Origin of the sequence: Duganella sp. OV510 (genome assembly GCF_900100205.1) — a bacterium.
Taxonomy (GTDB): domain Bacteria; phylum Pseudomonadota; class Gammaproteobacteria; order Burkholderiales; family Burkholderiaceae_D; genus Rugamonas.
This window is the reverse complement of sequence record NZ_FNEQ01000001.1, coordinates 1,384,814-1,409,703: the sequence shown is the minus strand read 5'-3', so window position 1 is coordinate 1,409,703 and position 24,890 is coordinate 1,384,814. Positions and strand designations below refer to the sequence as shown.

General features: G+C 62.4%; 26 protein-coding genes. 17 read left to right on the top strand and 9 right to left on the bottom strand.

The annotated features are described in order from the left end of the window. Position 1: 1 nt before the first annotated feature. From BLS51_RS06580 to BLS51_RS06565, 4 genes are read right to left on the bottom strand one after another with little or no spacing between them, the layout of a single operon-like run. A complete protein-coding gene (locus BLS51_RS06580; RefSeq protein WP_090176276.1) occupies positions 2–1,141 on the bottom strand; it encodes a DegT/DnrJ/EryC1/StrS family aminotransferase in 1,140 nt (379 codons plus the stop codon). Between the two features lie 51 nt (positions 1,142–1,192). Then, positions 1,193–1,564: an SMR family transporter gene (locus tag BLS51_RS06575; RefSeq protein WP_090176279.1), complete on the bottom strand. Its 372-nt coding sequence runs from the start codon at positions 1,562–1,564 to the stop codon at positions 1,193–1,195. Positions 1,565–1,580: 16 nt separating this feature from the next. Further along, on the bottom strand, positions 1,581–3,242 hold the full coding sequence (locus tag BLS51_RS06570) for a glycosyltransferase family 39 protein (protein WP_090176282.1): 1,662 nt from the start codon (positions 3,240–3,242) through the stop codon (positions 1,581–1,583). A 21-nt stretch (positions 3,243–3,263) separates the two neighbouring features. Next, on the bottom strand, positions 3,264–3,647 hold the full coding sequence (locus BLS51_RS06565) for an Mth938-like domain-containing protein (protein ID WP_090176286.1): 384 nt from the start codon (positions 3,645–3,647) through the stop codon (positions 3,264–3,266). Between the two features lie 182 nt (positions 3,648–3,829). On the opposite strand from BLS51_RS06565, the gene BLS51_RS06560 reads away from it, so the two are divergent. Genes BLS51_RS06560 through BLS51_RS06550 form a run of 3 tightly spaced genes read left to right on the top strand, consistent with a single transcriptional unit; the run spans position 3,830 to position 7,417 of the window. Then, the gene (locus tag BLS51_RS06560; protein ID WP_090176291.1) at positions 3,830–5,062 is read left to right on the top strand and encodes a pyridoxal phosphate-dependent aminotransferase; all 1,233 of its coding nucleotides are present in this window, start codon (positions 3,830–3,832) and stop codon (positions 5,060–5,062) included. 22 nt (positions 5,063–5,084) lie between these two features. Then, a complete protein-coding gene (locus tag BLS51_RS06555; protein ID WP_090176294.1) occupies positions 5,085–6,407 on the top strand; it encodes a homoserine dehydrogenase in 1,323 nt (440 codons plus the stop codon). A 50-nt stretch (positions 6,408–6,457) separates the two neighbouring features. Continuing rightward, positions 6,458–7,417, top strand: coding sequence for a DUF4351 domain-containing protein (locus BLS51_RS06550; RefSeq protein WP_090176298.1), 960 nt, complete (start codon positions 6,458–6,460; stop codon positions 7,415–7,417). A 77-nt stretch (positions 7,418–7,494) separates the two neighbouring features. Here BLS51_RS06550 and BLS51_RS06545 read toward each other — a convergent pair whose 3' ends face one another. From BLS51_RS06545 to BLS51_RS06525, 5 genes are all read right to left on the bottom strand, one after another. Then, positions 7,495–7,827, bottom strand: coding sequence for a BON domain-containing protein (locus tag BLS51_RS06545; RefSeq protein WP_090176302.1), 333 nt, complete (start codon positions 7,825–7,827; stop codon positions 7,495–7,497). 208 nt (positions 7,828–8,035) lie between these two features. Continuing rightward, the gene (locus BLS51_RS06540) at positions 8,036–9,439 is read right to left on the bottom strand and encodes a sigma 54-interacting transcriptional regulator (RefSeq protein WP_090176305.1); all 1,404 of its coding nucleotides are present in this window, start codon (positions 9,437–9,439) and stop codon (positions 8,036–8,038) included. Beyond that, a complete protein-coding gene (locus tag BLS51_RS06535) occupies positions 9,436–9,999 on the bottom strand; it encodes a hypothetical protein (RefSeq protein WP_090176308.1) in 564 nt (187 codons plus the stop codon). The genes BLS51_RS06540 and BLS51_RS06535 overlap by 4 nt, the downstream gene beginning before the upstream one ends. After that, the gene (locus tag BLS51_RS06530) at positions 9,989–11,419 is read right to left on the bottom strand and encodes a sensor histidine kinase (protein ID WP_090176313.1); all 1,431 of its coding nucleotides are present in this window, start codon (positions 11,417–11,419) and stop codon (positions 9,989–9,991) included. Before BLS51_RS06530 ends, BLS51_RS06535 begins: the two co-directional genes overlap by 11 nt. Positions 11,420–11,550: 131 nt before the next feature. Further along, positions 11,551–11,892 carry a ribonuclease E inhibitor RraB gene (locus BLS51_RS06525; RefSeq protein WP_090176318.1) on the bottom strand — a complete coding sequence of 114 codons (342 nt, stop codon included), beginning with the start codon at positions 11,890–11,892 and terminating at the stop codon, positions 11,551–11,553. Positions 11,893–12,161: 269 nt separating this feature from the next. On the opposite strand from BLS51_RS06525, the gene BLS51_RS06520 reads away from it, so the two are divergent. From BLS51_RS06520 to BLS51_RS06455, 14 genes are read left to right on the top strand one after another with little or no spacing between them, the layout of a single operon-like run. Then, entirely contained in the window at positions 12,162–12,893 is a 732-nt protein-coding gene (locus BLS51_RS06520; RefSeq protein WP_090176322.1) for a beta-ketoacyl synthase chain length factor, read from the top strand. After that, positions 12,886–13,671, top strand: a complete 786-nt coding sequence (locus BLS51_RS06515; protein ID WP_090176326.1) for a lysophospholipid acyltransferase family protein — start codon at positions 12,886–12,888, stop codon at positions 13,669–13,671. Before BLS51_RS06520 ends, BLS51_RS06515 begins: the two co-directional genes overlap by 8 nt. Beyond that, positions 13,664–13,918: a phosphopantetheine-binding protein gene (locus tag BLS51_RS06510; RefSeq protein WP_090176330.1), complete on the top strand. Its 255-nt coding sequence runs from the start codon at positions 13,664–13,666 to the stop codon at positions 13,916–13,918. The genes BLS51_RS06515 and BLS51_RS06510 overlap by 8 nt, the downstream gene beginning before the upstream one ends. A 28-nt stretch (positions 13,919–13,946) precedes the next feature. Further along, positions 13,947–14,198: an acyl carrier protein gene (locus tag BLS51_RS06505; protein WP_090180505.1), complete on the top strand. Its 252-nt coding sequence runs from the start codon at positions 13,947–13,949 to the stop codon at positions 14,196–14,198. 5 nt (positions 14,199–14,203) lie between these two features. Then, positions 14,204–14,749, top strand: a complete 546-nt coding sequence (locus BLS51_RS06500) for a COG4648 family protein (protein ID WP_090176333.1) — start codon at positions 14,204–14,206, stop codon at positions 14,747–14,749. After that, positions 14,742–16,496, top strand: a complete 1,755-nt coding sequence (locus BLS51_RS06495; protein ID WP_090176336.1) for an ApeI family dehydratase — start codon at positions 14,742–14,744, stop codon at positions 16,494–16,496. The genes BLS51_RS06500 and BLS51_RS06495 overlap by 8 nt, the downstream gene beginning before the upstream one ends. Further along, positions 16,489–17,232, top strand: coding sequence for a glycosyltransferase family 2 protein (locus BLS51_RS06490; protein ID WP_373994307.1), 744 nt, complete (start codon positions 16,489–16,491; stop codon positions 17,230–17,232). The genes BLS51_RS06495 and BLS51_RS06490 overlap by 8 nt, the downstream gene beginning before the upstream one ends. Continuing rightward, a complete protein-coding gene (locus BLS51_RS06485) occupies positions 17,229–18,170 on the top strand; it encodes a lysophospholipid acyltransferase family protein (RefSeq protein WP_090176345.1) in 942 nt (313 codons plus the stop codon). Before BLS51_RS06490 ends, BLS51_RS06485 begins: the two co-directional genes overlap by 4 nt. Beyond that, a complete protein-coding gene (gene hutH, locus BLS51_RS06480; protein WP_175472519.1) occupies positions 18,157–19,722 on the top strand; it encodes an HAL/PAL/TAL family ammonia-lyase in 1,566 nt (521 codons plus the stop codon). Before BLS51_RS06485 ends, hutH begins: the two co-directional genes overlap by 14 nt. Further along, the gene (locus BLS51_RS06475; RefSeq protein ID WP_090176349.1) at positions 19,715–20,152 is read left to right on the top strand and encodes an acyl-CoA thioesterase; all 438 of its coding nucleotides are present in this window, start codon (positions 19,715–19,717) and stop codon (positions 20,150–20,152) included. The genes hutH and BLS51_RS06475 overlap by 8 nt, the downstream gene beginning before the upstream one ends. Then, on the top strand, positions 20,139–20,747 hold the full coding sequence (locus BLS51_RS06470) for an outer membrane lipoprotein carrier protein LolA (RefSeq protein ID WP_090176353.1): 609 nt from the start codon (positions 20,139–20,141) through the stop codon (positions 20,745–20,747). Before BLS51_RS06475 ends, BLS51_RS06470 begins: the two co-directional genes overlap by 14 nt. Next, on the top strand, positions 20,744–23,098 hold the full coding sequence (locus BLS51_RS06465; protein WP_090176356.1) for an MMPL family transporter: 2,355 nt from the start codon (positions 20,744–20,746) through the stop codon (positions 23,096–23,098). Before BLS51_RS06470 ends, BLS51_RS06465 begins: the two co-directional genes overlap by 4 nt. After that, on the top strand, positions 23,091–24,338 hold the full coding sequence (locus tag BLS51_RS06460; protein ID WP_090176359.1) for an NAD(P)/FAD-dependent oxidoreductase: 1,248 nt from the start codon (positions 23,091–23,093) through the stop codon (positions 24,336–24,338). Before BLS51_RS06465 ends, BLS51_RS06460 begins: the two co-directional genes overlap by 8 nt. Further along, entirely contained in the window at positions 24,338–24,889 is a 552-nt protein-coding gene (locus tag BLS51_RS06455) for a DUF3261 domain-containing protein (protein WP_090180512.1), read from the top strand. Before BLS51_RS06460 ends, BLS51_RS06455 begins: the two co-directional genes overlap by 1 nt. Position 24,890 lies beyond the last annotated feature (1 nt).

Below are 24,890 nucleotides of genomic sequence, written 5' to 3'. Positions count from 1 at the left end.
GTCATTTGGTCAGGATCGCTTTCACGGCTGCGACAGCACGGTCGACATCGGCCGTGGTCATGGCATAGAACATCGGCAGCGTCACGGTCAGGCGGCCGATCTTTTCGGCGATCGGGAACATGCCTTCCTTGAAGCCGCGCTCGCGGTACAGGGTGAACAAATGGATCGGTGCGTAATGGTAGCCGGTGCCGATATTGAAACGCTCCTGCATGGCGCGCATGAAGTCGGCGCGTGTGGCCGGGCCGCAGTCCGGCAGGATGATCTGGAACAGGTGGTAGTTGCTAGAGTCGAAAGCTTGCAGCGGCAACTGGGCGCCGGTCTGCGCTTCGAAGTCCGGGCCGAAGGCTTCGTAATAGCGGCGTGCCAGCGCACGGCGGTGCGCAGTGATTTTTTCCACGTTGGCGAACTGGCCAAGGCCGATGGCGGCCATGATGTCGCTCATATTGTATTTGCCGCCAAGGACGTCGACATCGATCCCGTCAACGCCGCTGCGGGTCACGCCTTGCAGGCGGTATTTTTCCGCCAGTTTGGCTTCTTCCAGGTTGTTCAGCACCAGCGCGCCGCCTTCGCCGGTGGTGAGATTCTTGTTGGCCTGGAAGCTGAACGAGACGAAGTCGCCAAAGGCGCCGATGCGCTTGCCCTGCCATTCGGCGCCGAAAGCTTGCGCGGCGTCTTCCACCACGCGCAGATTGTGTTTGCGCGCGATCGCGTACAGGCGGTCCATGTCCACCGGCAGGCCGGACAGGTAGACCGGGATGATGGCCCTGGTACGTGGCGTGATTGCGGCTTCCAGCTTATCGAGGTCGATATTGCGGGTCAGCGGATCGATGTCGGCAAACACCGGCGTGGCGCCCACTTCGACGATGACATTGGCGGTGGCGACCCAGGAAATCGGCGTGGTGATGACTTCATCGCCGGGACCGATGCCGGCGATGCGCAGCGCGATCTCCATGGTGCAGGTGCCGGAGTTGAAGGTGCGCACCGGGCGGCCGCCGAAGTACGCCGACATCTGCGCTTCAAACGCTGCGACTTTCGGTCCGCTAGTGATCCAGCCGGAGCGCAGCACGTCGCTGACGGCGGCAATGGTGGCTTCGTCTATCGTCGGACGGGAGAAGGGAAGGAAGGGCAGCTCAGCACTCATCGGGATTAATCTACGTTTATGGATGATCTGGCTGCAATTCTAAATTGTTCGTCAGGTCCGCGCCAGCCAAGCAACCCCTACGAGTATCACTACGATGGCAAGTAAACGTTGTATCGACAGCGCTTCGCCGAACAGATACCAGGCGCCTATGGCGGTCACCACATAGCCCAAAGATAGCATCGGATAAGCCACCGAAACATCGACGCGCGACAGCGCGATAATCCACAACACCACCGATAGCACATAGCAAGCGAGCCCGCCAATTATGGGGATCTGCGTTGCGACGCGTAAACCGACGCTGAATAAATTACTCAGCGTCAGATGGATTTCGCCGACATTGCGCGCGCCCGCTTTCAACAATAATTGCGCGACCGCGTTGAGCAAAACACCGACAACAATGAAGCAAAAAGTGGCGAAATTCATTTTATGGTTTTGTTCATTACATATTGGTAAGGACGACCCGGCGGCTGTCCCGGGCGACGATGCGCATGTGTAAACCGTGGCCTTGCATTACACCCAGCGTTTCGATGCCGACGATGGCCAGCGCCTTTTCATTACGGGCAGTATGCGCGCGCCAGCGCTGGTAGAAACCATCCAGGGTGGGGATGGACAACTCCGGCTGCTGGCGCAAGCCGAAGGTGAACTCGTCCCAGTACGCCACCAGCGTCACCGGCCGGCCAAGGTAGAAGGTCATCGACTGCTCGTAGACGAACACAGTATAGACGGGGGTATCGGGCAGCAGTTCTGACCGCACTTTTTGCGCCAGCGCCTTGCCGGAGCGCAGCTGGCCGTAAGTCTCGAACCCAGCCAACAATAATTGCACTGAGGCAAAGCTGGCGATCGCCAGCGTCAGCACAGTCAGGTCGCGGCGCAGCTGGCGCGCATGCAGCAGCGCCAGCGCGCCGCCGGCTGCTGCGACCATGGCGGCGGCCAGCACCCACGGCTGGTAGGTTTCCAGCAGCGCGCGCTCGTCCGGGTGGCGCGAGGCAGCCTGGATCATGTGCGGGATCATGGCGATGCCGACCACGCCAGCCAGCACCAGCAGGCCGGCGGCAAGCATGCGGCTCAGGCGCGGCGCGCCTTCCAGGTAGACGCCCAGCAGCAGCGCCAGCGCCGGATACACCGGCAGGATGTAGCCAGGCAGCTTGGAACTGGAGTAACTGAAGAAGAAGGTGATGAATACCACCCACACCAGCAGCAGCAGCCTGGGCTGGAAGGTGGCTTGCGCGTCGCGCCTGGCGCCGTTCAGCAGCGCCTGCGGCAGCAGGCCCAGCCATGGCATCACGCCGGGAATCAGCAGTAGCAGGAAGTAGTACCACGCGCCTTCGCGGTGGTGGGTCTTGAGGAAGAAGCGTTCCCAGTGTTCGTGGATGAAGAAGAAGTGCGGCTGTTCCGGGTTCTTCAGCGCCACCAGCACGAACCACGGCGCGGCAATGGCGAAGAACAGCAGCAAACCCTTGCCGAGGTGCAGGCGCTTCCAGATGGCCAGGTCGCGCGACAGCAGGCTGTAGATGACCAGCACCGCGCCCGGCAGCACCACGCCGATCAGGCCCTTGGCCAGCACCGCCAGCGCCATGCCGGCCCAGCACAGCAGCATCCAGTTGCGCTGCTCGGACGGCGTGGCGCCGTCGCGCTGGGCGATCAGCATGGCGCCGAGGGTGATGGTCATCATGCCGCTCAGGCCCATGTCCAGCGAGTTGAACTGGCCGCAGGCGACCCAGAACACGCTGGAGCCCAGCACCACGGCGGCGTAAAAGCCGGCGCGCGGGCCGAACACGCGCTTGGCCGCGTAGCCGGTAAACAGCACGCCGCCCAGGCCGCACAGGCCGGTCCACAGGCGCGCCTGCCATTCGCCCAGGCCGAAGGCGGTGAAGGTCAGCGCGTTCATCCAGGTTTGCAGCGGCGGCTTTTCAAAGTACTTGATGCCGTTGAGGCGGGTGGTGATCCAGTCGCCGCTGGCCCACATTTCCCGCGCCATTTCGGCGTAACGGCCTTCGTCAGGCGGGACCAGCGAGCGGATGCCCAGCACATACAGCCAGACCAGGGCGAACACCGCCACCAAAGTCCAGGCGACTTTCTTCGAGTTGTACAGGTCGTTCATCAGGCACTTCTATTGTTGTTCTTAGTCGGCTTGCGGCGTGATGATCAGGGCCAGCGTGACCTTGCGGCCTTCGCCCATCAGGATGTTGTAGGTGCGGCAGGCGGCCTGGCTGTCCATGCATTCGACACCGATGCGGCGCATGGTCAGCGCGGCGGTCAGCTTCGGGTGGATGAAGCGCTGGCGCTCGCCGGTGCCGAGGATGACCACGTCCGGATCGTCCCGGCCGATCAGCTCGAAGTGCTCGGCGGTCAGCGATTCGAAGGTTGGCGCGTCCAGTGCGCGCGGCGGGGTTTCCGGCAGCACGATCAGGCTGTAGTGGTAGCGTTCGGCATTGATTTCGACGCCGCTGGCGTCGTAGCCGGTGACGGTCTGGTATTTCTGGGTGTCGCTTTGATGGAGCTTCATGGCGCAGGGGTAAAAAACGGCAAAAAGGAGCGCCATTGTAGCCTTTTCAAGGTGGGGCCGGCCTGAAAGGTTGATTAAATCGGAGGCTTTCGGCAGAATGGTTCTTTTCGCATTGCAGCACGGGCCGTCGCCGGTGTTTTGGCAGGTCAGAGAAGTTTGCCTCACATAAACAGGATTTTATTTTGCGACCGATTCAAAAATCGAACAAACTGGCGGAAGTCTGCTACGAGATCCGCGGCCCGGTGCCTGAGAAGGCGCGGCAGATGGAGGAGGAAGGCCACAAGATCACTAAGTTGAATATCGGCAACTTGGCCGTATTCGGCTTTGACCCGCCGGACGAGATTGTCCAGGATATGAAGGTGAACCTGTCCAACGCGGCGGGGTATACCGATTCCAAGGGCATGTTTGCGCCGCGCAAGGCGGTGATGCACTACACGCAGGGCAAGAACATCGCCGGCGTCAGCATTGACGATATCTACCTGGGCAATGGCGCGTCCGAGCTGATCGTGATGTCGATGAATGCGCTGCTGAACAACGGCGACGAGGTGCTGGTGCCGGCGCCGGACTATCCGCTGTGGACGGCAGCGGTGTCGCTGTCGGGCGGCACGCCGGTGCACTATATCTGCGACGAGCAGCAGGACTGGTATCCGGACATCGAGGACATGCGCCGCAAGATCACGCCGAACACGCGCGCGATCGTGGTCATCAACCCGAACAATCCGACCGGCGCGCTGTATCCGGTCGAGCTGCTGTTGCAGATCATCGAGCTGGCGCGCCAGCACGACCTGATCATTTATGCCGATGAAATCTACGACAAGGTGCTGTATGACGGCGCCCAGCACGTGTCGATCGCCTCGCTGGCCGACGATATCCTGTTTGTCACCTTCAACGGCCTGTCGAAGAATTACCGCGCCTGCGGCTACCGTTCCGGCTGGATGGTGGTGTCGGGCGAGAAGTCGCACGCGAAAGACTATATCGAAGGCCTGAACATGCTGGCCTCGATGCGCTTGTGCGCCAACGCTCCGGGGCAGTTTGCGATCCAGACTGCGCTCGGCGGCTACCAGTCTATCGACGATCTGGTGGGCCCGGGCGGGCGCCTGTTAAAGCAACGCGATCTGGCGTACAAGCTGCTGACCGAGATTCCGGGCGTCACTTGTGTCAAGCCGAAAGCGGCGCTGTACATGTTCCCGCGTCTTGATCCGAAGATCTATCCGATCGCGGATGACCAGCAGTTCGCTTATGAATTGCTGGCCGAAACGAAAGTGCTGATCGTTCAGGGCAGCGGCTTCAACTGGATCGCGCCGGATCACTTCCGTGTCGTGTTCCTGCCGAACTCGGACGATATGGTGGAAGCTTTCGGCCGCATGGCCAAGTTCATGGAAAGCTACCGCAAGCGCCACGGCGCCAGCTTCTAAGTCAGATCCCTGGAAACACATTATGAAACCAATCAAAGTAGGCTTGTTAGGCGTCGGCAATGTCGGCGGTGGTACGTTCGATGTGCTGGAGCGCAATCAGGAAGAAATCCGCCGTCGCGCCGGCCGCAGCATCGAAGTGGTGGCTGTCTCGGCCCGCAACCTGGAGCGCGCCAAAGCGCGCACCGGCGGCAAGGTGAAGGTGGTGGCCAATCCGGCCGACATCGTCAACGATCCGGAAATCGACATCGTCGTCGAGCTGATCGGCGGCTACGAGGAAGCGCGCAAGCTCGTGCTGCAAGCGATTGCCAACGGCAAGCATGTGGTCACCGCCAACAAGGCGCTGCTGGCCGAGCATGGCAACGAAATCTTCAAGGCGGCGCAGGACAAGGGCGTCATGGTGGCGTTTGAGGCGGCGGTGGCGGGTGGCATCCCGATCATCAAGGCGCTGCGCGAAGGCCTGACCGCCAACCGCATCGACTGGTTTGCCGGCATCATCAACGGCACCACCAACTTTATCCTGTCCGAGATGCGCGACAAGGGCCTGGACTTCGCCACCGTGCTGAAGCAGGCGCAGGAACTGGGTTATGCGGAAGCCGACCCGACCTTCGACATCGAAGGTGTGGATGCGGCGCACAAGGCCACCATCATGTCGGCGATTGCCTTCGGTATTCCGGTGCAGTTCGACAAGGCGCACGTGGAAGGCATCTCCAGGCTGAACGCGGTGGACATCAAGTATGCCGAGCAACTGGGCTACCGCATCAAGCTGCTGGGCATCGCCAAGCGCGCCAAGGTCAACGGCAAGGAAGGCGTGGAGCTGCGCGTGCACCCGACGCTGATTCCATCGAAACGCCTGATCGCCAATGTCGAAGGGGCGATGAACGCGGTGCTGGTGCAGGGCGACGCGGTTGGCGCCACGCTGTATTACGGCAAGGGCGCTGGCTCGGAGCCGACCGCGTCGGCGGTGATTGCCGACCTGGTCGATATCACCCGCCTGGCCACCGCTGATCCTGAGCACCGCGTACCGCACCTGGCGTTCCAGCCGAACGCGATGACCAATATCGAGATTCTGCCGATGGCGGAAGTCACCACCAGCTACTACCTGCGCATGAACGTCAAGGACGAGCCAGGCGTGCTGGCTGACCTGACACGCATCCTGGCCGACGCCGGCATCTCGATCGACGCCATGCTGCAGAAAGAGCCGGCCGATGGCGAGACGCGCACCGACATCATCTTCCTTACGCACCAGACGCAGGAGAAGAGCGTCAACGCCGCCATCGCCAAGATGGAAAGCCTGTCGACGGTGGGCGGCAGCGTCACCAGGATCCGCCTGGAAAACCTCAGCTAGGCTTGTGGCAGCTCATACGGCCCCGTCTCATGGGGCCGTAGACTGGGCAGATGTCGAACACCGCCGCCCGCTATGATTCACCCTGGAAAGCTGCGCTGACGCATGCTTTCCAGGACTTCATCATCCTCTTCTTCCCCGACCTTTATCCCCTGATCGACTGGACCAGGCCAGCGCATTTCCGCGACAAGGAATTGGCGGGCATCAGCCTTGGCGCCATCCCCGGCCACATGGTGGCCGACCAACTGGTCGAAGTCAGTTTGCTTGCCGGCTGCGTGCAAACGGCCCTGATCCACATCGAAATCCAGGCACAGCGCGACACGGCGCTGCCACGACGCGTCTTCGATTACAACTATCGGATTCATCATCAGTACTCGCAACCAGTGGCCAGCCTGGTGCTGCTGGCAGATGAAGACCCACGCTGGCGTCCAGACGCCTATCACGATCATGTGCTGGAGACGTCGACGGCGTTTCGCTTTACCTCAGCTAAATTGCTGGACTGTGCTCAACGAACTGAAGAATTGCTGGCTTCGCATAACCCGATCGCCTTGGTGGCGCTGACGCATCTACGTACCCAGCAGGCGCGCCATGATCCACATCAACTCTATGCGGCCAAGTGGGAGCTTACGCAGCGAATCTACCAGCACTGTTGGCGCAAGGAGCGCATACTGGTGATGTTCAAAGTGATTAACTGGATGATGGTATTGCCGGAGCCGCTGCAGCGGCGGTACTGGCAGGCAGTTTTCAAACTGGAGAAGGAGGCGAAAATGGAATGGATCACTCCATTGGAGCAGATGTTTATCGATGACGGATGGAAAAAAGGTTTGAAGGAAGGTCGAGAGGCGGGGCGCAAGGAGGGGGCGGCGACGCTGTTGGAACGGCTACTCACGCAACGCTTTGGGCCGTTGCCTAAAACTGTGCAGCGCAAGCTGGCAAAGGCGGATCTGGCGCAGCTGGAGGTATGGAGTGATGCGCTTCATGAGGCAAAATCGTTGAAGCAGGTGTTCGGATAAAAAAGCCGGGGCAGCGTCTACGCACGCTGTCCCGGAAAGGGTTCTTCCAATACCTAGGGCTTGCTACAACTTACAACTTACTTCGAAGCGACGGTCAGTTCGCTTTTCACTTCCTTCACGCCTGGCACGGCCGAGGCGACCTGGATGGCTTGGGTACCGATATCGGTATTGGCGACGGTGCCACTCAGGGTCACCACGCCGTCATTGGTGGTTACGCCGATCTGCTTTTGTTCAGACAGGGACGCCTTGATTTTGCTGGTGATGGCCTCGTCGTTGGTGGCGGTGCCGGCTTTGGCGGCGCCAGCCAGCGCTGCATCCTGTTGGCCAGCGGCGAATGCGGTACCGGTTGCGGCAGCGGCGGTCAGGGTGGCGGCTACCATCAGGCGGGCGATCAGTTTGTTGGTCATCATGATTTGCTTCCTTTATCGAGTTTGAGGATAAAACGTCTGTGACGTTACCTACTCCTTTGCAAACCCCGTGCCAGCTGTAATTTTCCCTTTATTTTCAATGACTTGTAGGTTAATTTCTAATGGGAAATTATAAACTTGTAGATTTTCCGGCCATATTGCCGCGATCTTGTCGGGAAAAAGCGACGATAGCCAGAGGCTATACGCTAACTCATTGATTTTTAATGGATTCGTCTTGTCGCTCAATGGCGACATCCCCTCGGAACAGGCTGGCGTCCAGATTATGTTTCTGCAGCAGGCGGTAAAACTCCGTGCGGTTGCGCTCGGCCAGGCGGGCGGCGTCAGCAACATTGCCATCTGTGAGTTTCAGCAGCTGGACCAGATAGTTACGCTCGAAACGCTGGCGTGCCTCGGTGTAGCTCAACACCTCCAGCGACGGCACGCGCAACGCACGCTGCACCAGCGACAGCGGGATCAGCGGTGCCGTCGCCAGCGCACACACGTGCTCGATCACGTTGTATAACTGGCGCACATTGCCGGGCCAGGCCGAGGTGGTCAGCGCCTCCAGCGCGTCGGGCGCGAAGCCGCGCACCGTCTTATCGTATTTGGCAGCCAGCGTTTGCAGAAATTGGTTGGCCATCGGCACGATGTCTTCGCGGCGCTGCGACAGCGGCGGCAAGGTCAGCGTGATGACGTTCAGGCGGTAATACAAGTCCTCGCGGAACTGCCCCTCCTGCATCGCTGCATCCAGGTCGCGATGGGTGGCGGACAGGATGCGCACATCGACCGGCTTAGCCACGTCCGAGCCCAGCTGGCGCACCACGCGCTCCTGTAGCACCCGCAACAGCTTGACCTGCAACAGCAGCGGCATGTCGCCGATCTCGTCGAGGAACAGCGTGCCGCCATCGGCCGCCTGCAGCAAGCCTTCGCGCGCGCCCACCGCGCCAGTGTAGGCACCCTTGACGTGGCCGAACAGTTCCGACTCCAGCAGCGCCTCCGGGATCGCGCCGCAATTGATGGCGATGAACGGCGCTTTGGCGCGGCGGCTGGCGCGGTGGATCGCCTGCGCCAGCATTTCCTTGCCGGTGCCGCTTTCGCCACGGATCAGGATGCTGGCGTCGGACGCCGCCACCAGCCGTGCCTCGGCCAGCAGTTCATCCATGCACTGGCTGCGGCTGATGATGGCCGAGCGCCATTCCTGGTCGCCCTCATCGGTGCGCGCGGCCGGCGCCGCCAGGCTCAGCGCCTGGGCGATGCGCTCCAGCAGCAGCTTGGCGTCGAACGGCTTGGTCAGATAGGCGTAGGCGCCCAGCGTGGTGGCTTCCACCGCGTCGGGGATGGTGCCGTGCGCGGTCAGCAGGATCACCGGCAGCGACGGATAGCTGCGGCGGATTTCCTGGAACAGCCACATGCCGTCACGGTCCGGCAGGCGGATGTCGCTGATCACCAGACGAGGCAATTCCATCGACATGCGGGTTAACGCTTCCTCGGCGCTGCCGACCGCCGTGACGCGGTAGCCGTTGGCGGTCAGCCGCATCGACAGCAGGCGCAGCAGGTCGTCGTCATCATCCACCAGCAGCAGGTGGGCGCCCTGGCCTTGGCTTGTCGTCGTCATTTGGTCACCTGCGAAGTTGGCGCCGGACGGACCGGCAGGGTGCGTTCGATAGCCTTCAGGCCTTCGACGATTTCATTCAGTTGCTCGATGCGGCGCTGGTTGTCCTTTTGCTGCGTGGCCAGCTTGTCGGCGTGGTCATACAGGCGGCGGGTTTCCGCGCAGTTGCTGGACAGCAGTTGCGCCAGCGACCGGAACGGCGCCGCCTCGACATCGGCCGACGTCGCCACGCTGTCCAGCAGCGCCTGCGCGCGCGCCAGGTCGCTGCTGCCGCGCGTCAGCATCAGCGCCATGCCCATCTGGACGGCGACACGCGGGCTGCGTTTTTGCAGGCCGAGGCCGCTCAGTTCCTTCAGTAGCTCGCCCTGGGTCATGCGCCGCAGTGACTGGTGGTAGCTGAGCAGGGGGGCAACTTCGTCCGGCGGTGGCGGCGGCGCGCTGATGACTTCAATGACCGGCGCCGGCACCGGTGGCGGCGCCGGATCGGCCGGGATCGGCGAGTTCAGCGTGCACGCCGACAGCGCCAGGCAGGCCAGCAGGCACAGGATGAGATTAGCTTTCATAAGGCAGTTCAATGCGGAAGTGGGCGCCCCGTTGCGAGGGCATCAGTTTGAGGATGCCGCCATGCGCGGCCACGTATTCATGCACGATGGACAGGCCGATGCCGTTGCCGCGTCGTGCGCCTGGCGGTTGTCGCTGTCCCTGGTAAAACGGTTCAAAGATGCGCGCCGCGTCTTCCGCCGCCACGCCCGGCCCCTGGTCGACGCAATCAAGCAGCAGCTTGCCGTCCAGTTCGCCGAGACGGAAGCAGATCAGGCCGCCGGCAGGGCTGAAACGCACGGCGTTCGACAGCAGGTTGCCGACCACGATCGCCATCTTGTCGGCGTCGACGGCCAGCGGCGCGGCGCGGCCTTCGGTCACCACCGTCAGCTTGGCGGCCTGCCATTGCAGGCGCTGGCTATCGATGGTCTGGGCCAGCAGCGCGCCCAGGTCGGCCGGCTGGCGTTGCAGGTGCTGGGCATCAAAAGTAGCGGCGTTGTAGCGCAGTAGCGCCTCGATCTGCGATTGCAGCGCCGCCGTATTCTGGTTGAGGATGCCGGCGATCTCGCGCTGGTCGGGCGACAGCGCGCCAGCCACGCCATCCTCCAGCAGCGCCACGCCTTCGCGCAACGCCGCCAGCGGCGTCTTCAGCTCATGCGAGATGTGGCGCAGGAAGCGCGCCTTGTCGGCTTCCAGGTCGGCCAGGCGCTGGCGCAGCCAGTTCAGCTGCTGGCCGACGCGTTGCAGGTCGCTTGGCCCGCGTACGGCGATCACTTGGTCGTAGCGGTTTTCGCCGAGCGTGTCGATGGCCTGCTCGATCTGCTCCAGCGGGCGCGACAGCCACAGGCCAAAGCCGGAGGCCAGCGCGGCGGCGATCAGGATCGAGGCGATCACCTGCGCCTTCAGCACGGCGCGGCGCTGGTCAAGCTCCGCCAGTAGCGCGCTGTTGCGGCGCTCGACTTCCTGTTTGACTTCGTCGCTCAGCTGCTCGTTGACTTCGGGCAGCGGCAGCAGTGCTTTTTCCAGCGCTTGCTGGCGTGCGGTACGGGCAGCGCCGGGCCGCGACGGCGCCTGCAGGATCTGCCAGGCCTGTTCGCCGGACTGGCGCCAACGCTCGAACAGCTCGGCCGGCGTGTAGGGCAGGGCGGTGGCCACCTCGTCCAGCGACAGACGGGCGTCGCGCCAGGCGTCTGCATAGCGGCGGCGGAAGGCTGGATCGTCCAGCACCAGGTACTGGCGCGCGCTGCGTGCCATGGCGACGCTGCGTTCAGCCAGTTGTTGGGTATTTTCAGTGAGCGCCAGCGCGTGGCGTCCACTGTCGCGACTATGGGCGGCCAGGCGATCCAGCGTCCACAGGGCATGCAGCGAGGCGGCGCTCAGCAGCACGGCAATCAGCAAAAAGACGCCCAGCAATAACTGGCGAAACGAGAGTTTCGAGAGCATTGTGGGTCAGAAAAAGGCCATATTGACTGAATAATAAGGCCAAACCACGGCGGGAGCCTGCACGATTGGCGGGCTCCATGCGCGTGGGCGGAGCGCCGGCCGGGGTGGCCAGCGCGCTTCGCCGCATCGGATCAGGCGGCGGGGCCGACGTCCATGCCGTCGTAGGATTCCAGCTGGTGTTCTTCAGCGAATTTGTAGAATTCCTGGTTGCGGGCGTGCAGCGTGTCGACCGTGTGCTTTTCAACCTTTTCGATATGCAACCACCACAGCGCCGGGTTGTCGCCCTCCTGCTTGGAATCGTAGATGCCGACGATCTGGTAGCCCTTGGCTTTCAACAGCGCTTGCGCCGCTTCCAGCTTGGCCTTGTCGGCGTCGGCGAAAAAGTAACCCCACAGCAGTGGCTTGGTGATATCCCATGGGGCATTCGCCTTCATGTCGTCAAACAGCGTGACCATTTCTTCTTTGCTAATCATATGTATTCCTTGAAGTTCCAGGCTGTATTTTACCGCGCGCACGATTTACCTGACGGTTGGCGCGTGTAACGTAACATTTGCCGCTTTCTGCTCAAAAAGCGTGGATTTTGGAGAGTATTTGTGCGTGATTGTGCACAACTTTAGAGCGATATCAATAAAAAAGTTTCCTGGGATCTATTTATTTTGGCTTGGCTGAGACCGCTCGTTTATAATTTGAAAAGTGCGCCAGTTGCATTTATTTTCTTTCTTGCTCTAGACAAATCACCAACATGCGCTCCCCTGGCGTTCGATTCTCCATAGCCCGGCACGCCCAATGGGCGCCCGGCCTGACCTCCCGCGAAGCATGGGCTGCCTGGTCGAAGGCGCCGTATGCCATCGTTCCAGGCGAAGAGCCAGGCGTGAAGCCGATGCCGCCGATGCTGCGCCGGCGTGCCGGCTTCCTCGGCAAGATGGCGCTGGAAGTGGCTTATCAGTGCCTGGACGGCCTTGGCGATATTCCTACCGTATTCTGTTCGCGCCATGGCGACGTGGCGCGCGCGGTGGAGTTGCTGACCGATCTGGCGAAGGGCGAGGCGTTGTCGCCGACGGCTTTTGGCATGGCGGTGCACAACGCGATTCCCGGCTTGTTCACCATTGCGCGTGCCGATCGCGCCAACCACATTGCGCTGGCGTCCGGCGAGGCGACGATCGAGCATGCAGTGATCGAAGCCTGCGGCCTGTTGGCCGATGGTGCGCCGGCGGTGCTGCTGGTGGCGTGCGATTGTCCGTTGCCGGCGCTGTTTACGCCTTTCGAGTCGTGCGAAGAGCAGCCTTTTGCGTGGGCCTGGCTGATGACCGCCGCCGATGACGGCGCGATCGCGCTGAACTGGAGCGCTTGCGACGATGCGCCGAAAGGCGGCATGCCGGGCGGCTTGCAGGTGGCGGCCTTCCATCAAAGCGGTGCACGCAGCATGGAGCGCTGCGACGGGCGCTTGCGCTGGCATTGGAGCCGCGATGCTTGAGGCGCTGCTGGCGCGCTGCGGACTGTACTGGCGGGTGTTTGCGACAGGCTTGAGTTTTGTGGTGTTTGGTGTCGGCGGCCTGGTGCTGCGGCTGCTGGTGTTCCCGCTACTGAATCTGATGGTGCGGCAGCCCGAGCGCAGGATCAAGGCGGCGCGCACGGTGATACGCCGCGCCTTCCGCGCGTATGTGGATTTGATGCGCGCATTGGGCGTGCTGCGTTATGAGATCAGCGGGCTGGAAAAGCTGGAACGCGGCGGCTTGCTGATCCTGGCGAATCACCCGACGCTGATCGATACCGTGTTCCTGATGGCCTTCGTCAAGAACGCCGACTGCATCGTCAAGGGCGCGTTGTGGAACAACCCGTTCACGCGCGGGCCGGTGCGGGCGGCAGGGTATATCAATAACGAAGGCGGCGCGGAACTGGTGGAGGACTGCATCGCCTCGCTGGAACGCGGCAATAACCTGATCGTGTTCCCGGAAGGGACGCGCACGCCGGGCAATGGCGTGATCAGCATGAAGCGCGGCGCAGCCAATATCGCGGTGCGCGGTGCGCGCGACATGACGCCGGTGCTGATCCGCTGCGAGCCGGTCACGCTGGGCAAGGGCGAAAAATGGTGGCGGGTGCCGCCACGCCGTGTGTTGATGCGCATTGACGTGCTGGATGATGTGGCGGTCAGCAGCTTTACCGAAGGCGGCGCCAGCGAAGTAATGGCGGCGCGACAGCTGACCGAGTTTTTACAAAATTATTTTACGGGGAAGTATCAAAGCCATGCTTGAACTGGAAGTGAAAGAACTGATTATCGATGTGCTCCAGCTGGAGGACATTACGCCCGACGATATCGACAGCGCGGCGCCGTTGTTTGTCGACGGCCTGGGCCTCGATTCGATCGATGCGCTGGAGCTGGGCGTGGCGCTGCAAAAGAAGTACGGGATCTCTCTGTCCGCAGATTCGGAAGATACCCGCCGTCATTTTGCCTCGGTGCAGGCGTTGGCGGCGATGATTGAAAGTCATAGAAAAAAGTAAGGGGAAGTACATGATCGACCTGAGTGAAATGAATAAACAGCAGTTGCAGACCTGGGTGGTCGACCTGCTGGCAGATATGTTTGAACTCGACAAAGCCGAACTGACGGCCGAGTCGAACCTGTATTCCGACCTGGATATCGACAGCATCGACGCGGTCGACCTGGCGGTGAAACTGAAGCAGTTGACCGGCAAGCGCCTGCAGCCGGAAGTGTTCAAGACCATTCGCACTATCGGCGACGTGGTCGATGCGCTGGCCGGCATGACGGAGCAGGCAGCATAAGCACGATGCCGATGACTGTATTAACAGCGGCGATTACGCTGTTGTATCCATTAGCGATCTGGTTTGGCCACGGACAGGTGGAGCCGCGCTGGCTGGCCGGTCTGCTGTTGCTGGCTGCTGCCACGCGCCTGCCGGCGCTGAAGCTGAGTGGCGTCGCGCGCTGGTCGGTGGCTGGCGCACTGGTGCTGGTGGCCTGCGCCATCTGGAGCAATATGCTGTTGCCGTTGAAGCTGTATCCGGTGCTGGTGAACATGGCGTTGCTGGCGGGTTTTGGCTATAGCCTGACCACTCCGGTGTCTGCGGTCGAGCGCATGGCGCGCCTGCGCGGCGGCGATTTTCCGCCGGTGGCGCAGGCATACATGCGCACCGTGACGCAGGTATGGTGCGGCTTCTTTATCGTCAATGGCGCGCTTGCGCTGGGCACCGCGCTGTGGGCGACGGAGGCCGTCTGGTCGCTGTACACCGGTGTGATTTCGTACGTGCTGATGGCGGTGCTGTTTGGCGCCGAGTATCTGGTCCGTCTGCGTTTCAAGCGTTCGCATCATGTCTGACCGTATTGAAGATCTCGCCGCCGCGATTGCGGCGCGACCTGCCCATGGATTGCTTGGCTGGCGTGCCGGTGTGGCGGTCAGCAACGCACAGTTCCTGACGCGCGTGCGCGACTGGCATGCGCTGCTGCGCGCACAGGCGGGGCGCAACTACGCGCTGTACCTGGATGACAGCATCGAATTCGGCGCGGCGCTGCTGGGCGCCTGGCATGCCGGCAAAACCATCTGGCTGAGTGCTGACACGCTGGAGGCAAGCTGCGCTTCGCTGCGCGCGCAAGTCGATGGCTTCCTCGGTCAATTTCCGGCGGCATTGCAGCCCTTGCAGCCACAGGCGGCGAATGGCAGCGCGGGCGATATGCCAGCCCGCGCACTGGCCAGCGATCTTCCGGCGCTGGTGGTATTCACCTCCGGCAGCACCGGCACAGCGCAAGCCATCCCCAAAAAAATGTCGCAAATTGCCAGCGAGGTAGCGACGCTGGAGCAGCTGTTCGGCCGCGCCGTGGGCGACGCCGCCGTACTGGCGACGGTGTCGCATCAACACATCTACGGCTTGCTGTTCAAGGTGTTGTGGCCTTTGAGCAGCGCGCGCGCCATCCACGCGCTGAGCATCGCCTTCCATGAAGAACTGGCGCCCGCAATGGCTGCTGGCCCGTGCGTATTGGTCGCCAGCCCGGCCCACCTGAAACGCCTGCCGGAACATCTGGACTGGAGCGGCGCCGCACGCATGCTGCGCGGCGTGTTCTCGTCCGGCGGCCCACTGCCTGAAGAGACGGCGTTTTCAACCGGCGCCTTGCTGGGCGAGGTGCCGATCGAAGTATATGGCAGCTCCGAGACCGGTGGCATCGCCTGGCGCCAGCGCAGCCGCTGCGGCGATGACTCCTGGCTGCCGTTCCCCACTGTCGATTGGCGCATCAACGAAGAAGACGCCACGCTGGAAGTGCGCTCGCTGCATCTGCCTGACGACGGCTGGCTGACGCTGGCCGATCGTGCCGAGCGTGTTGCTCATAGCGGCCCGTCGCGCTTCCTGCTGCTGGGTCGCGCAGACCGCATCGTCAAGATTGAAGAAAAGCGGATTTCTCTGACAGCGATGGAAGCCGCGTTGCTGGCGTCAGGCCTGGTCGCCGAAGCGCGCGTTATCCTGTGCGAGCCGGAAACCGGCGAACGCCAGCGCCTGGCCGCCTTGATCGTGCCTGCACCTGCCGGTCGCGCGCTGCTGGAAGAGCAAGGCAAGAATGCGCTGAATACGCGGCTGCGCAGCGTGCTGGCGACCACCGTCGAAGCAGTCGCGCTGCCACGCCGCTGGCGCTACCTCGACCAGATTCCGGTCAACGCGCAAGGCAAGATCACACTGGCCGCGTTGCAGGCCTTGCTGGACAACGAGGACGGCGCGAGCAACCGTCCGCGTTTCCCGCGCATGCGTGAACTGGAGCGTGAGTCCGCGCGCGTGCTGCTGGAAATCAGCGCACCAGCAAACCTGCTGTACTTCGATGGTCATTTCGACGTTGCCCCGATCCTGCCCGGTGTGGTGCAGATCGACTGGGCGATGCACTATGGCCGCCAGTTCTTTACGCTGCCCACGCGCTTCAGAGGCATCCATGCGCTCAAGTTCCAGCAGGTGATACAGCCGGAGATGCCGGTGCAGCTGGAGCTGGTCTACGATACCGTCAAGAACAGCCTGAATTTCCGCTTCATGTCCGCAGCCGGCCAGCATGCAAGCGGCCGTGTCATGCTGGAGGATGTGGATGTTTAAGCCTTGCATCGTTGTTCCGGTGTACAACCACGAACACGCCATTGGCGCTGTGCTGGACGGCCTGCTGCGGCATGGCGTGCCAGTCCTGCTGGTGGATGACGGCAGCAATGCAGACTGCGCCGCCGTGCTGGATGCGCTGGCGCGTGAGCATGCGGCAAAAGTCACGCTGGTGCGCCTGCCGCACAATCAGGGCAAGGGCGCTGCCGTGCTGGCGGGCTTCCGCCGCGCGGCGGAACTGGGCTACACCCATGTGCTGCAAATCGACGCCGATGGCCAGCACCAGACTGGTGACGTGCCTGTGTTCCTGGCGCAGGCTGCGGCGCATCCGCAAGCCATCATTGCCGGCCACCCGATCTACGACGAGTCGGTGCCGAAGGCGCGCCTGTATGGCCGCTACGCGACGCATATCTGGGTGTGGATCAACACGCTGTCGCTCGATATCAAGGATTCCATGTGCGGCTTCCGCGTGTATCCGGTGGCGCCAGTGAATGCGCTGGCGGCGCGCCGCCATATCGGCAAACGCATGAACTTCGACACCGATATCCTGGTGCGGCTGTTCTGGGACGGCGCGCAAGTGATCAATCTGGGCACCCGCGTTTCCTACCCGTCGGACGGCGTGTCGCACTTCCGCGTATGGCGCGATAACGTGCTGATCTCCTGGATGCACACGGTGCTGTTCTTCGGCATGCTGCCGCGCATTCCCAAACTGCTGGCGCGAAAATGGCAAGCCCGATGAGCGCGCGCGGACTGCATTGGGCATCGATCAACGAGATCAGCTTCGTGGCTGGCATGCGCCTGCTGTTCTGGATTTGCCGTGTGTTCGGCCGCTGGCCGTTCCGCGTGTTTCTGTATCCGATCCTGGGCTGGTACGTGATGACCAAGCCGCTGCCGCGCCGCGCATCGCAGGAATACCTGCAACGGGTGTCGCGCTACACCGGCAGAAAATTGCCCGGTGTCCTGCGTCACTTCGCCGCTTTTGGCGAAAGCATCCTGGACAAGATGCTGCTGTGGGGCGGCTTGTACAAAGTGGACAAGGTCGAACTGCACGGCGGCGAACTGATTACGGATGCTGTAGCGGCGGGCAAGGGCGGTCTGCTCATCTGCGCTCACCTCGGCAACCTGGAACTGTGCCGCGTGCTGTCACGCCAGCGGCATGACATCAAGCTGACGGTGCTAGTGCACACCAAGCACGCGCAAGCCTTCAATGACATGCTGGGCAAACTGAATCCCGCAAGCCAGATGAATCTGATGCAGGTGACGGAGATGTCGCCCGCCACCGCCATGCTGCTGTCCGAGCGAGTGGCGCGCGGAGAGTTCGTCGTCATCGCCGGCGACCGTGTGCCGGTGTCGCACAATCCGCGTGTGGCGATGGCTGACTTTATCGGCGCGCCGGCGGCTTTCCCGGTCGGACCGTATGTGCTGGCCAGCATACTGCAATGCCCGGTCTACCTGCTGTTCTCCATCCGTGAAGGCAAGCGTGCGGCCGTGTATTTCGAACGCTTCCGCGAAGCGGTGCGGATTCCGCGCGCCGGCCGCGAAGCCGTGTTCAATGAATTGGCCACCGATTACGCGCAACGCTTGGAACACTACTGCCTGCGTGCGCCGCTGCAGTGGTTTAACTATTATGATTTTTGGCACTCACCCCAATTGGAACGCCCAGATGCATCTCGCTGATATTGCCCAACTCGACAAACCGTCGCGCACTGTGCGCTTCGACCGCAACCGCCTGACGATTGAAGATATCGTCGATATCGCGCAAGGCCGCGCCACGGCGGTACTGTCGGATGATCCTGAATTCCGCGCCGCCATCGCGCGTGGCGCCGACTTCCTCGAACGCCTGCTGCGCGAGGATGGCACGATCTATGGCGTGACCACCGGCTATGGCGATTCCTGCACCGTCACCGTTCCGCCTGAGCTGGTGGCAGACCTGCCGCACCATCTGTACACCTACCACGGCGTCGGCCTGGGTGAATACTTCACGCCAGCACAATCGCGCGCCATTCTGGCATCGCGCCTGGCGTCGCTGAGCAAAGGCTATTCCGGCGTTAGCGTTGAGCTGCTGCTGCAAATTACCCGTCTGCTGGATGCTGGCCTGCTGCCGCTGATTCCGTCCGAGGGCTCGGTTGGTGCCAGCGGCGACCTGACACCGCTGTCCTATCTGGCAGCGGTGCTGTGCGGCGAGCGCGAAGTGTGGCGCGATGGCGTGCAAGTGCCAGCAGCGCAAGCCTTGCAGGAAGCCGGCATCACGCCGTTGCGCCTGCGGCCGAAAGAAGGTCTGGCCATCATGAATGGCACCGCCGTGATGACGGCGCTGGCCTGCATGGCTTACGACCGGGCCGATTATCTGGCCAAGCTGAGTACCCGCATTACCGCCATGGCCTCGTTCGCGATGGACGGTAATGCCCACCATTTCGACGAAGTGCTGTTCTCGGCCAAGCCGCACAACGGCATGCAGCAGGTGGCTGCATGGCTGCGCAGCGATTTGCCGACCGATACCTGGGAGCGCAATGGCAAGCGCCTGCAAGACCGCTACTCAATCCGCTGCGCGCCGCACGTGATCGGCGTACTGGCGGATGCGATGCCGTTCTTCCGCAGTTCGATCGAGAATGAACTGAATAGCGCCAACGATAATCCGCTGATCGATGCCGATAACGAGCGCGTGCTGCACGGCGGCCATTTCTACGGTGGCCATATCGCTTTCGCCATGGACGGCATGAAGAACGCCGTCGCCAACCTGGCCGACCTGCTGGACCGCCAGATGGCCTTGCTGGTGGACAGCCGCTACAACCACGGCTTGCCGGCCAACCTGTCGGGCGCCACCGGTGCGCGCGCGCCGATCAACCACGGACTGAAAGCCTTGCAGATCAGCGCCTCGGCATGGACTGCGGAAGCGCTCAAGCTGACCATGCCGGCTTCGGTGTTCTCACGCTCGACCGAGTGCCATAACCAGGACAAGGTCAGCATGGGCACCATCGCCGCGCGCGACTGCCTGCGGGTTTTAGAGTTGACCGAGCAGGTTGTCGCCGCGCTGCTGATCACTGTGCGCCAGGGCGTGTGGCTGCGTAGCCAGGCCAGCCCGGAGTTGCAACCGCACGCCGCGTTGACGGCAATGCAGGAGGCGCTGGCGGCCGATATCAAGCCGGTGGAGGAGGACCGCCGGCTGGAACCGGACCTGCGCGTGCTGCTGGAGCGCATCCGCAGCCAGGTATGGGATCTGTATGCGTAAAGCCAAGGAAAGCCGCTGGTTCGCGGAAGTCGAGATGCAGGTGCAGTTCTTTGACCTGGACCCGATGGAAATCGTCTGGCATGGCCGCTACGTCAAGTATCTGGAAGTGGTGCGCTGCGCCTTGCTCGACAAGATCGGCTACAACTACCCGCAAATGAAAGAGTCCGGCTACGCCTGGCCGGTGATCGACATGCAGTTGCGCTACGTGGGCTCTGCCGTTTTCGGTCAGAAGCTCAAGCTGCGCGCCGACATCGTCGAGTGGGAAAACCGTTTGAAGATCGATTACCTGATCACCGACGCGGAAACCGGCAAGCGCCTGAACCGCGCCACCACCACCATGGTTGCTGTCGATATCGCCACCAAGGAGATGTGCTTCGTGTCGCCGCCGGTGCTGTTTGAAAAAATGGGAATCAAACATGAACAAGACTAAGTTTGCTATCGCAGCGCTGTCGCTGCTGGCATTGGGGCAGGTGCAGGCCGCCGTGCCTGCCGCGAAGATCCAGGCCATGCTGGCCAAGCCCTCCGTCATGTGCGGCCGTTTTGACCAGACCAAGAATCTGGCCGGCATGAAGAAGCCGCTGGCTGCGGAAGGGCGCTTTTGCGTGGTGGCCGGCAAGGGCGTGTTGTGGCGCACGCTGAAGCCGTTCCCCAGCACGCTGCGGCTGACGCGCGACGAAATCGTCAACTACCAGGGTGACCGTGTGGCCATGCGCCTTGACGCCAAGACCGAACCGACGGTCCGCGTCATCAACAACGTACTGTTCTCGCTGCTGGCCGGCGACCTGGGCCAGCTGGACACGCTGTTTGACGGCGACGGCAGCGTTGATGCGAACAGCTGGACCGTGTCGCTGAAGCCGCGCCAGGCGGCGTTGGAAAAAGCCATCGGCACCATCAAGCTGGAAGGTGGGAATTACGTCAAATCCATCGTCATGAGTGAGTCCAGTGGTGACCGTACCACCATCGTGTTCTCCGCCATCCAGACCGGCGAAGGCGCGATGAGCAAAGAAGAAGCGGCACTGTTTTGACCCGCACCCGCCAACTCGCGCTGCTTTGGATGCTGGCTGTATGCCTGCTGCTGGGCCATAACGTCTATCTGTGGGCGGTCAAGCGTATCGTGCCGGATACCGACATCATGGCGCTGCTGCCGGTGCAGGAGCGCGATCCGGTATTGCAGGCATCGTTCAGCCACATGGTCGACGCGGCGCAGCAGCGGTTGATTGTGTTGGTCGGCGCGGAAGACTGGCAAGACGCCACGCGCGCCGCTGATGCCTACAGCGCTGTGCTGGCAGGTCGCAACGATATTTTCGAGGCGACGCCGGTCAATGAGAAAACGCAGAATGACTGGCTGTCGCTGTTCCAGCAACATCGCCTGGCGCTATTGACCGTGCAGCAGGAAGCGCAGCTGCATCAGCAGCCATCGCAATTCTGGCTGGAGGCGGCACTGGCCAAGCTGTATGCGCCGTTTGGCGGGCCCAAACTGGGCGCTTGGCAGGACGATCCTTTCGGCCTGTTCGCTGGCTGGGTGCAGGAGCGTGCACTGGAAACGCCGGTGCGTCCGCGCGATGGCCATCTGTTCGTCGCCGACGACAAGCGCCAATACGTGCTGCTGCCGCTGACGCTGAAAGTGCCCGCGTTGTCGATGACGGCGCAGGACACCGTGCTGCCGTTGCTGAAGCAGGCCGGCGACGCCGCGCGTAAAGCCTCGCCGAAAGTGGAGCTGATTCAGGCCGGTGTGATACTGCACGCGGCCAACGCCAGCGGCCAGGCCAGCGGCGAGGCGTCCACCATTGGCATCGGCTCGCTGCTCGGCATTATCCTGCTGATGTGGTTTGCCTTCCATTCGTTCAAGCCGATTTCGCTGATTCTGCTGTCGATCGGCATCGGCTGCCTGGGTGCCTTGTCGGTGTGCTGGATGCTGTTCGGGCATATCCACCTGATGACGCTGGTGTTCGGCGCAAGCCTGATCGGTGTGGCGCAGGACTACGGCATCTACTTCCTGTGCAACCGCCTGGCGGCCGATGAACAGCTGGATTCGCCAGGGCTGCTGAAACGCCTGCTGCCCGGCCTGGGCCTGACCTTGCTGGCTGCGGTGATCGGCTACATGGGGCTGGGCCTGACGCCATTCCCCGGCTTGCGCCAGATGGCGGTGTTCTCGGCGCTCGGACTGGTGTTTGCGTGGCTGACGGTGGTGTGCTGGTTCCCGATGCTGATCGGCAGCCGTACCTTGAAAAGCGGTGGCCTGGTGCGCGTCTATGGCGCGGCCTTGCAACGCTGGCCGCTGCTGCGCCTGAACCGCACCTCGCTGATTGCCGCCGTGATGTTCATACTGGCGGCCGGCTACGGCATCAGCCGCCTCGGCGCGAATGACGACATCCGCCTGCTGCAAAATCCGCCCAAACACTTGATCGATGACCAGATCAAGTTGAGCAAGCTGCTGGATGCGCCGACGCCGGTGCAATACTTCCTGGTGCGTGGCGATTCGGTGGAAGCGGTGCTGGAGCGGGAGGAGCACCTGAAGGCGCGGCTGGATTCGCTGATTGAAGCCAAGCGCCTGTCCGGCTATCAGGCCATGTCCAACTGGGTGCCATCGGCGCACGCGCAAGCCGCGCGGCGCGCGCTGATCGAAGAAAAGCTGCTGTCCGACGATGGCCCGTTGAAAGGCATTGCCGCGCAGGCGGGCGAGGATGCGCAGTGGATCGCCGCTACCCGCGACGGCTTGCTGGCCGCCGGCACGCCGCTGACGCTGGAGGCCTTCCTGCAATCGCCGGCCAGCGAGCCTTGGCGTCACCTGTGGCTCGGCGAGAGCAAGGGTGTCTACGCCAGCATCGTCGCCTTGCGCGGCTTGAGCAGCGCCGCCGCGCCGCAAGTGCTGCTGGCGGCGGAAGGGCTGGACGGCGTGCAGTGGGTGGACAAGGTGGCCGAGATTTCGTCAGTGCTGGGCCGCTACCGCGCGTATATGAGCTGGGTGGTGGCTGCCGCTTATATCGTGGTGTTTGGCCTGCTGTTCCGCCGTTACCGTGGCCGCACCTGGCGTGTGCTGGCGCCGACCGCACTGGCCAGCGTCGCAACGTTGGCGATTCTGGGTTATGCGTCGCAAAACCTGCAACTGTTTCATGTGCTGGCTTTGATGCTGCTGTTGGGCGTCGGCGTCGATTACGGCATCTTCATGCAGGAGCATCCCGACCGGCGTGACCATACGCCATGGCTGGCGGTTGGCATGTCGGCCGCGAATACGATTTTGTCCTTTGGCTTGCTGGGCCTGAGTTCCACGCCGGCATTGCAGGCATTCGGCCTGACGATGCTGCTGGGGACAGCGCTGGTCTGGCTGATTGTTCCCTGTTTTGGTTCTATTACCCGAGAAAGCAAACATGAGTGAGGCATCGAAGATCGAAACCGCCGAGATCCTGATCGTCGGCGCCGGCCCGGCAGGTTCGGTCGCTGCGGCCCTGCTGCGTCAGCAAGGCCGGCAAGTGCTGGTGATTGAGCGCGAGCAGTTCCCGCGCTTCTCCATCGGCGAGAGCCTGCTACCACAAAGTATGGCTTACCTTGAACAGGCGGGCATGTTGCAGGCGGTGGTGGAGGCTGGTTTCCAGTTCAAGAACGGCGCAGCCTTCATGCGTGACGGCTGCTACACCGATTTCGATTTTCGCGACAAGCATTCGGAAGGCTGGGGCACGACCTATCAGGTACAGCGCGCCAACTTCGATCACATCCTGGCCAAGGAAGCGGAGCGCTTTGGCGCCGAAGTACGCTATCGCCATGAAGTGCTGAACATCGAACTGGGCCAGGGCGCCAATGGCGGCGCCCGCGTTACCGTCAAAGACCCGGATGGCCAGCAGTATGTGGTGGACGCTGGCTTTATTCTGGATGCCAGTGGTTTTGGCCGCATCCTGCCACGTCTGCTGAAACTGGAAACGCCGTCCAATTTCCCGGTGCGCGGCGCCATCTTCACGCACGTTGATGATGGCATCCGCGCCGGGGGCTTTGACCGCAACAAGATCCGCGTCACCGTTCATCCCAAACACTGTGATGTCTGGTTCTGGACTATTCCCTTTGCCGGCGGCCGTTGTTCGCAGGGCGTGGTGGCCGAGACCAGCTTCCTCGACAGCTACCAGGGCACGCCGACCGAACGCCTGCGCACCATCATTGCGGAAGAGCCGTCGTTGCAAGCCTTGCTGGCCAACGCCAACTGGGATACGCCGGCGCGCCAGATCGTTGGCTATTCGGCCAACGTGGAGAAACTGTGGGGCCAGGGCTATGCGCTGCTGGGCAATGCCGGCGAGTTCCTCGATCCGGTGTTCTCGTCTGGCGTGACCATCGCCTTCAAGTCCGCCAGTCTGGCGGCAGCCGCGTTGCAGCGCCAGTTCGCCGGCGAGACGGTGGACTGGCAGGCCGATTACGGCGTCCCGCTGCGCAAGGGCGTTGATACCTTCCGCGCCTTTGTCGAGTCCTGGTATGCGGGCGGCTTCCAGAAGATTATCTTCCACGAAGCCAAGCAGCCCGACGTCAAGCGCATGATTTCGTCCATCCTCGCCGGCTACGCCTGGGACCAGAGCAATCCGCTGGTGAAGGAGACGTCGCGCCGGCTGACAGCGCTGGAGGCCCTGTGTTCCTGATGCCATACCGCTGGCGTGCCGCTGCCGTGGTAGTGATGGCGCTGACGCTGTCGGCCTGCGCCACCACGCCGCCGCCGGCCGCGCGCCTCGGCCTGAAGCTGGCGCCGGCGGCGCTGGGTACATCGATCAGCGTACAGCAGCACCTGAAGGTGGAGCGAAATGGCCGTACCGACGACCTGGATGTCGCCTTGCAGGTGGAACCGGAGGCGATCGACGTGGTCGGCCTGGCCTTTGGCCAGCGCGTGCTGACGCTGCGCTACGACGGCAAGGAACTGACTTCCTGGCGCCATCTGATGCTACCGTCGCAGGTGCGCGCCGAGGATGTGCTGGAGGATATGCAGCTGACGCTGTGGCCCGCCGACGCCATCGCCGCTGCGCTGCCTGCCGGCTGGCGCGTGGTGGAACAGGGCCGCAAGCGCACTGTGTACCTTGCCGACGAACCTATTATGGAGATAGTCTACAGTGGCGAGCCGCGTTGGAGCGGCACGGTGGTGTTGGAAAACCTGCGATATCACTATAAGCTGACGATACAGTTTGCACCCGAGACTTAGC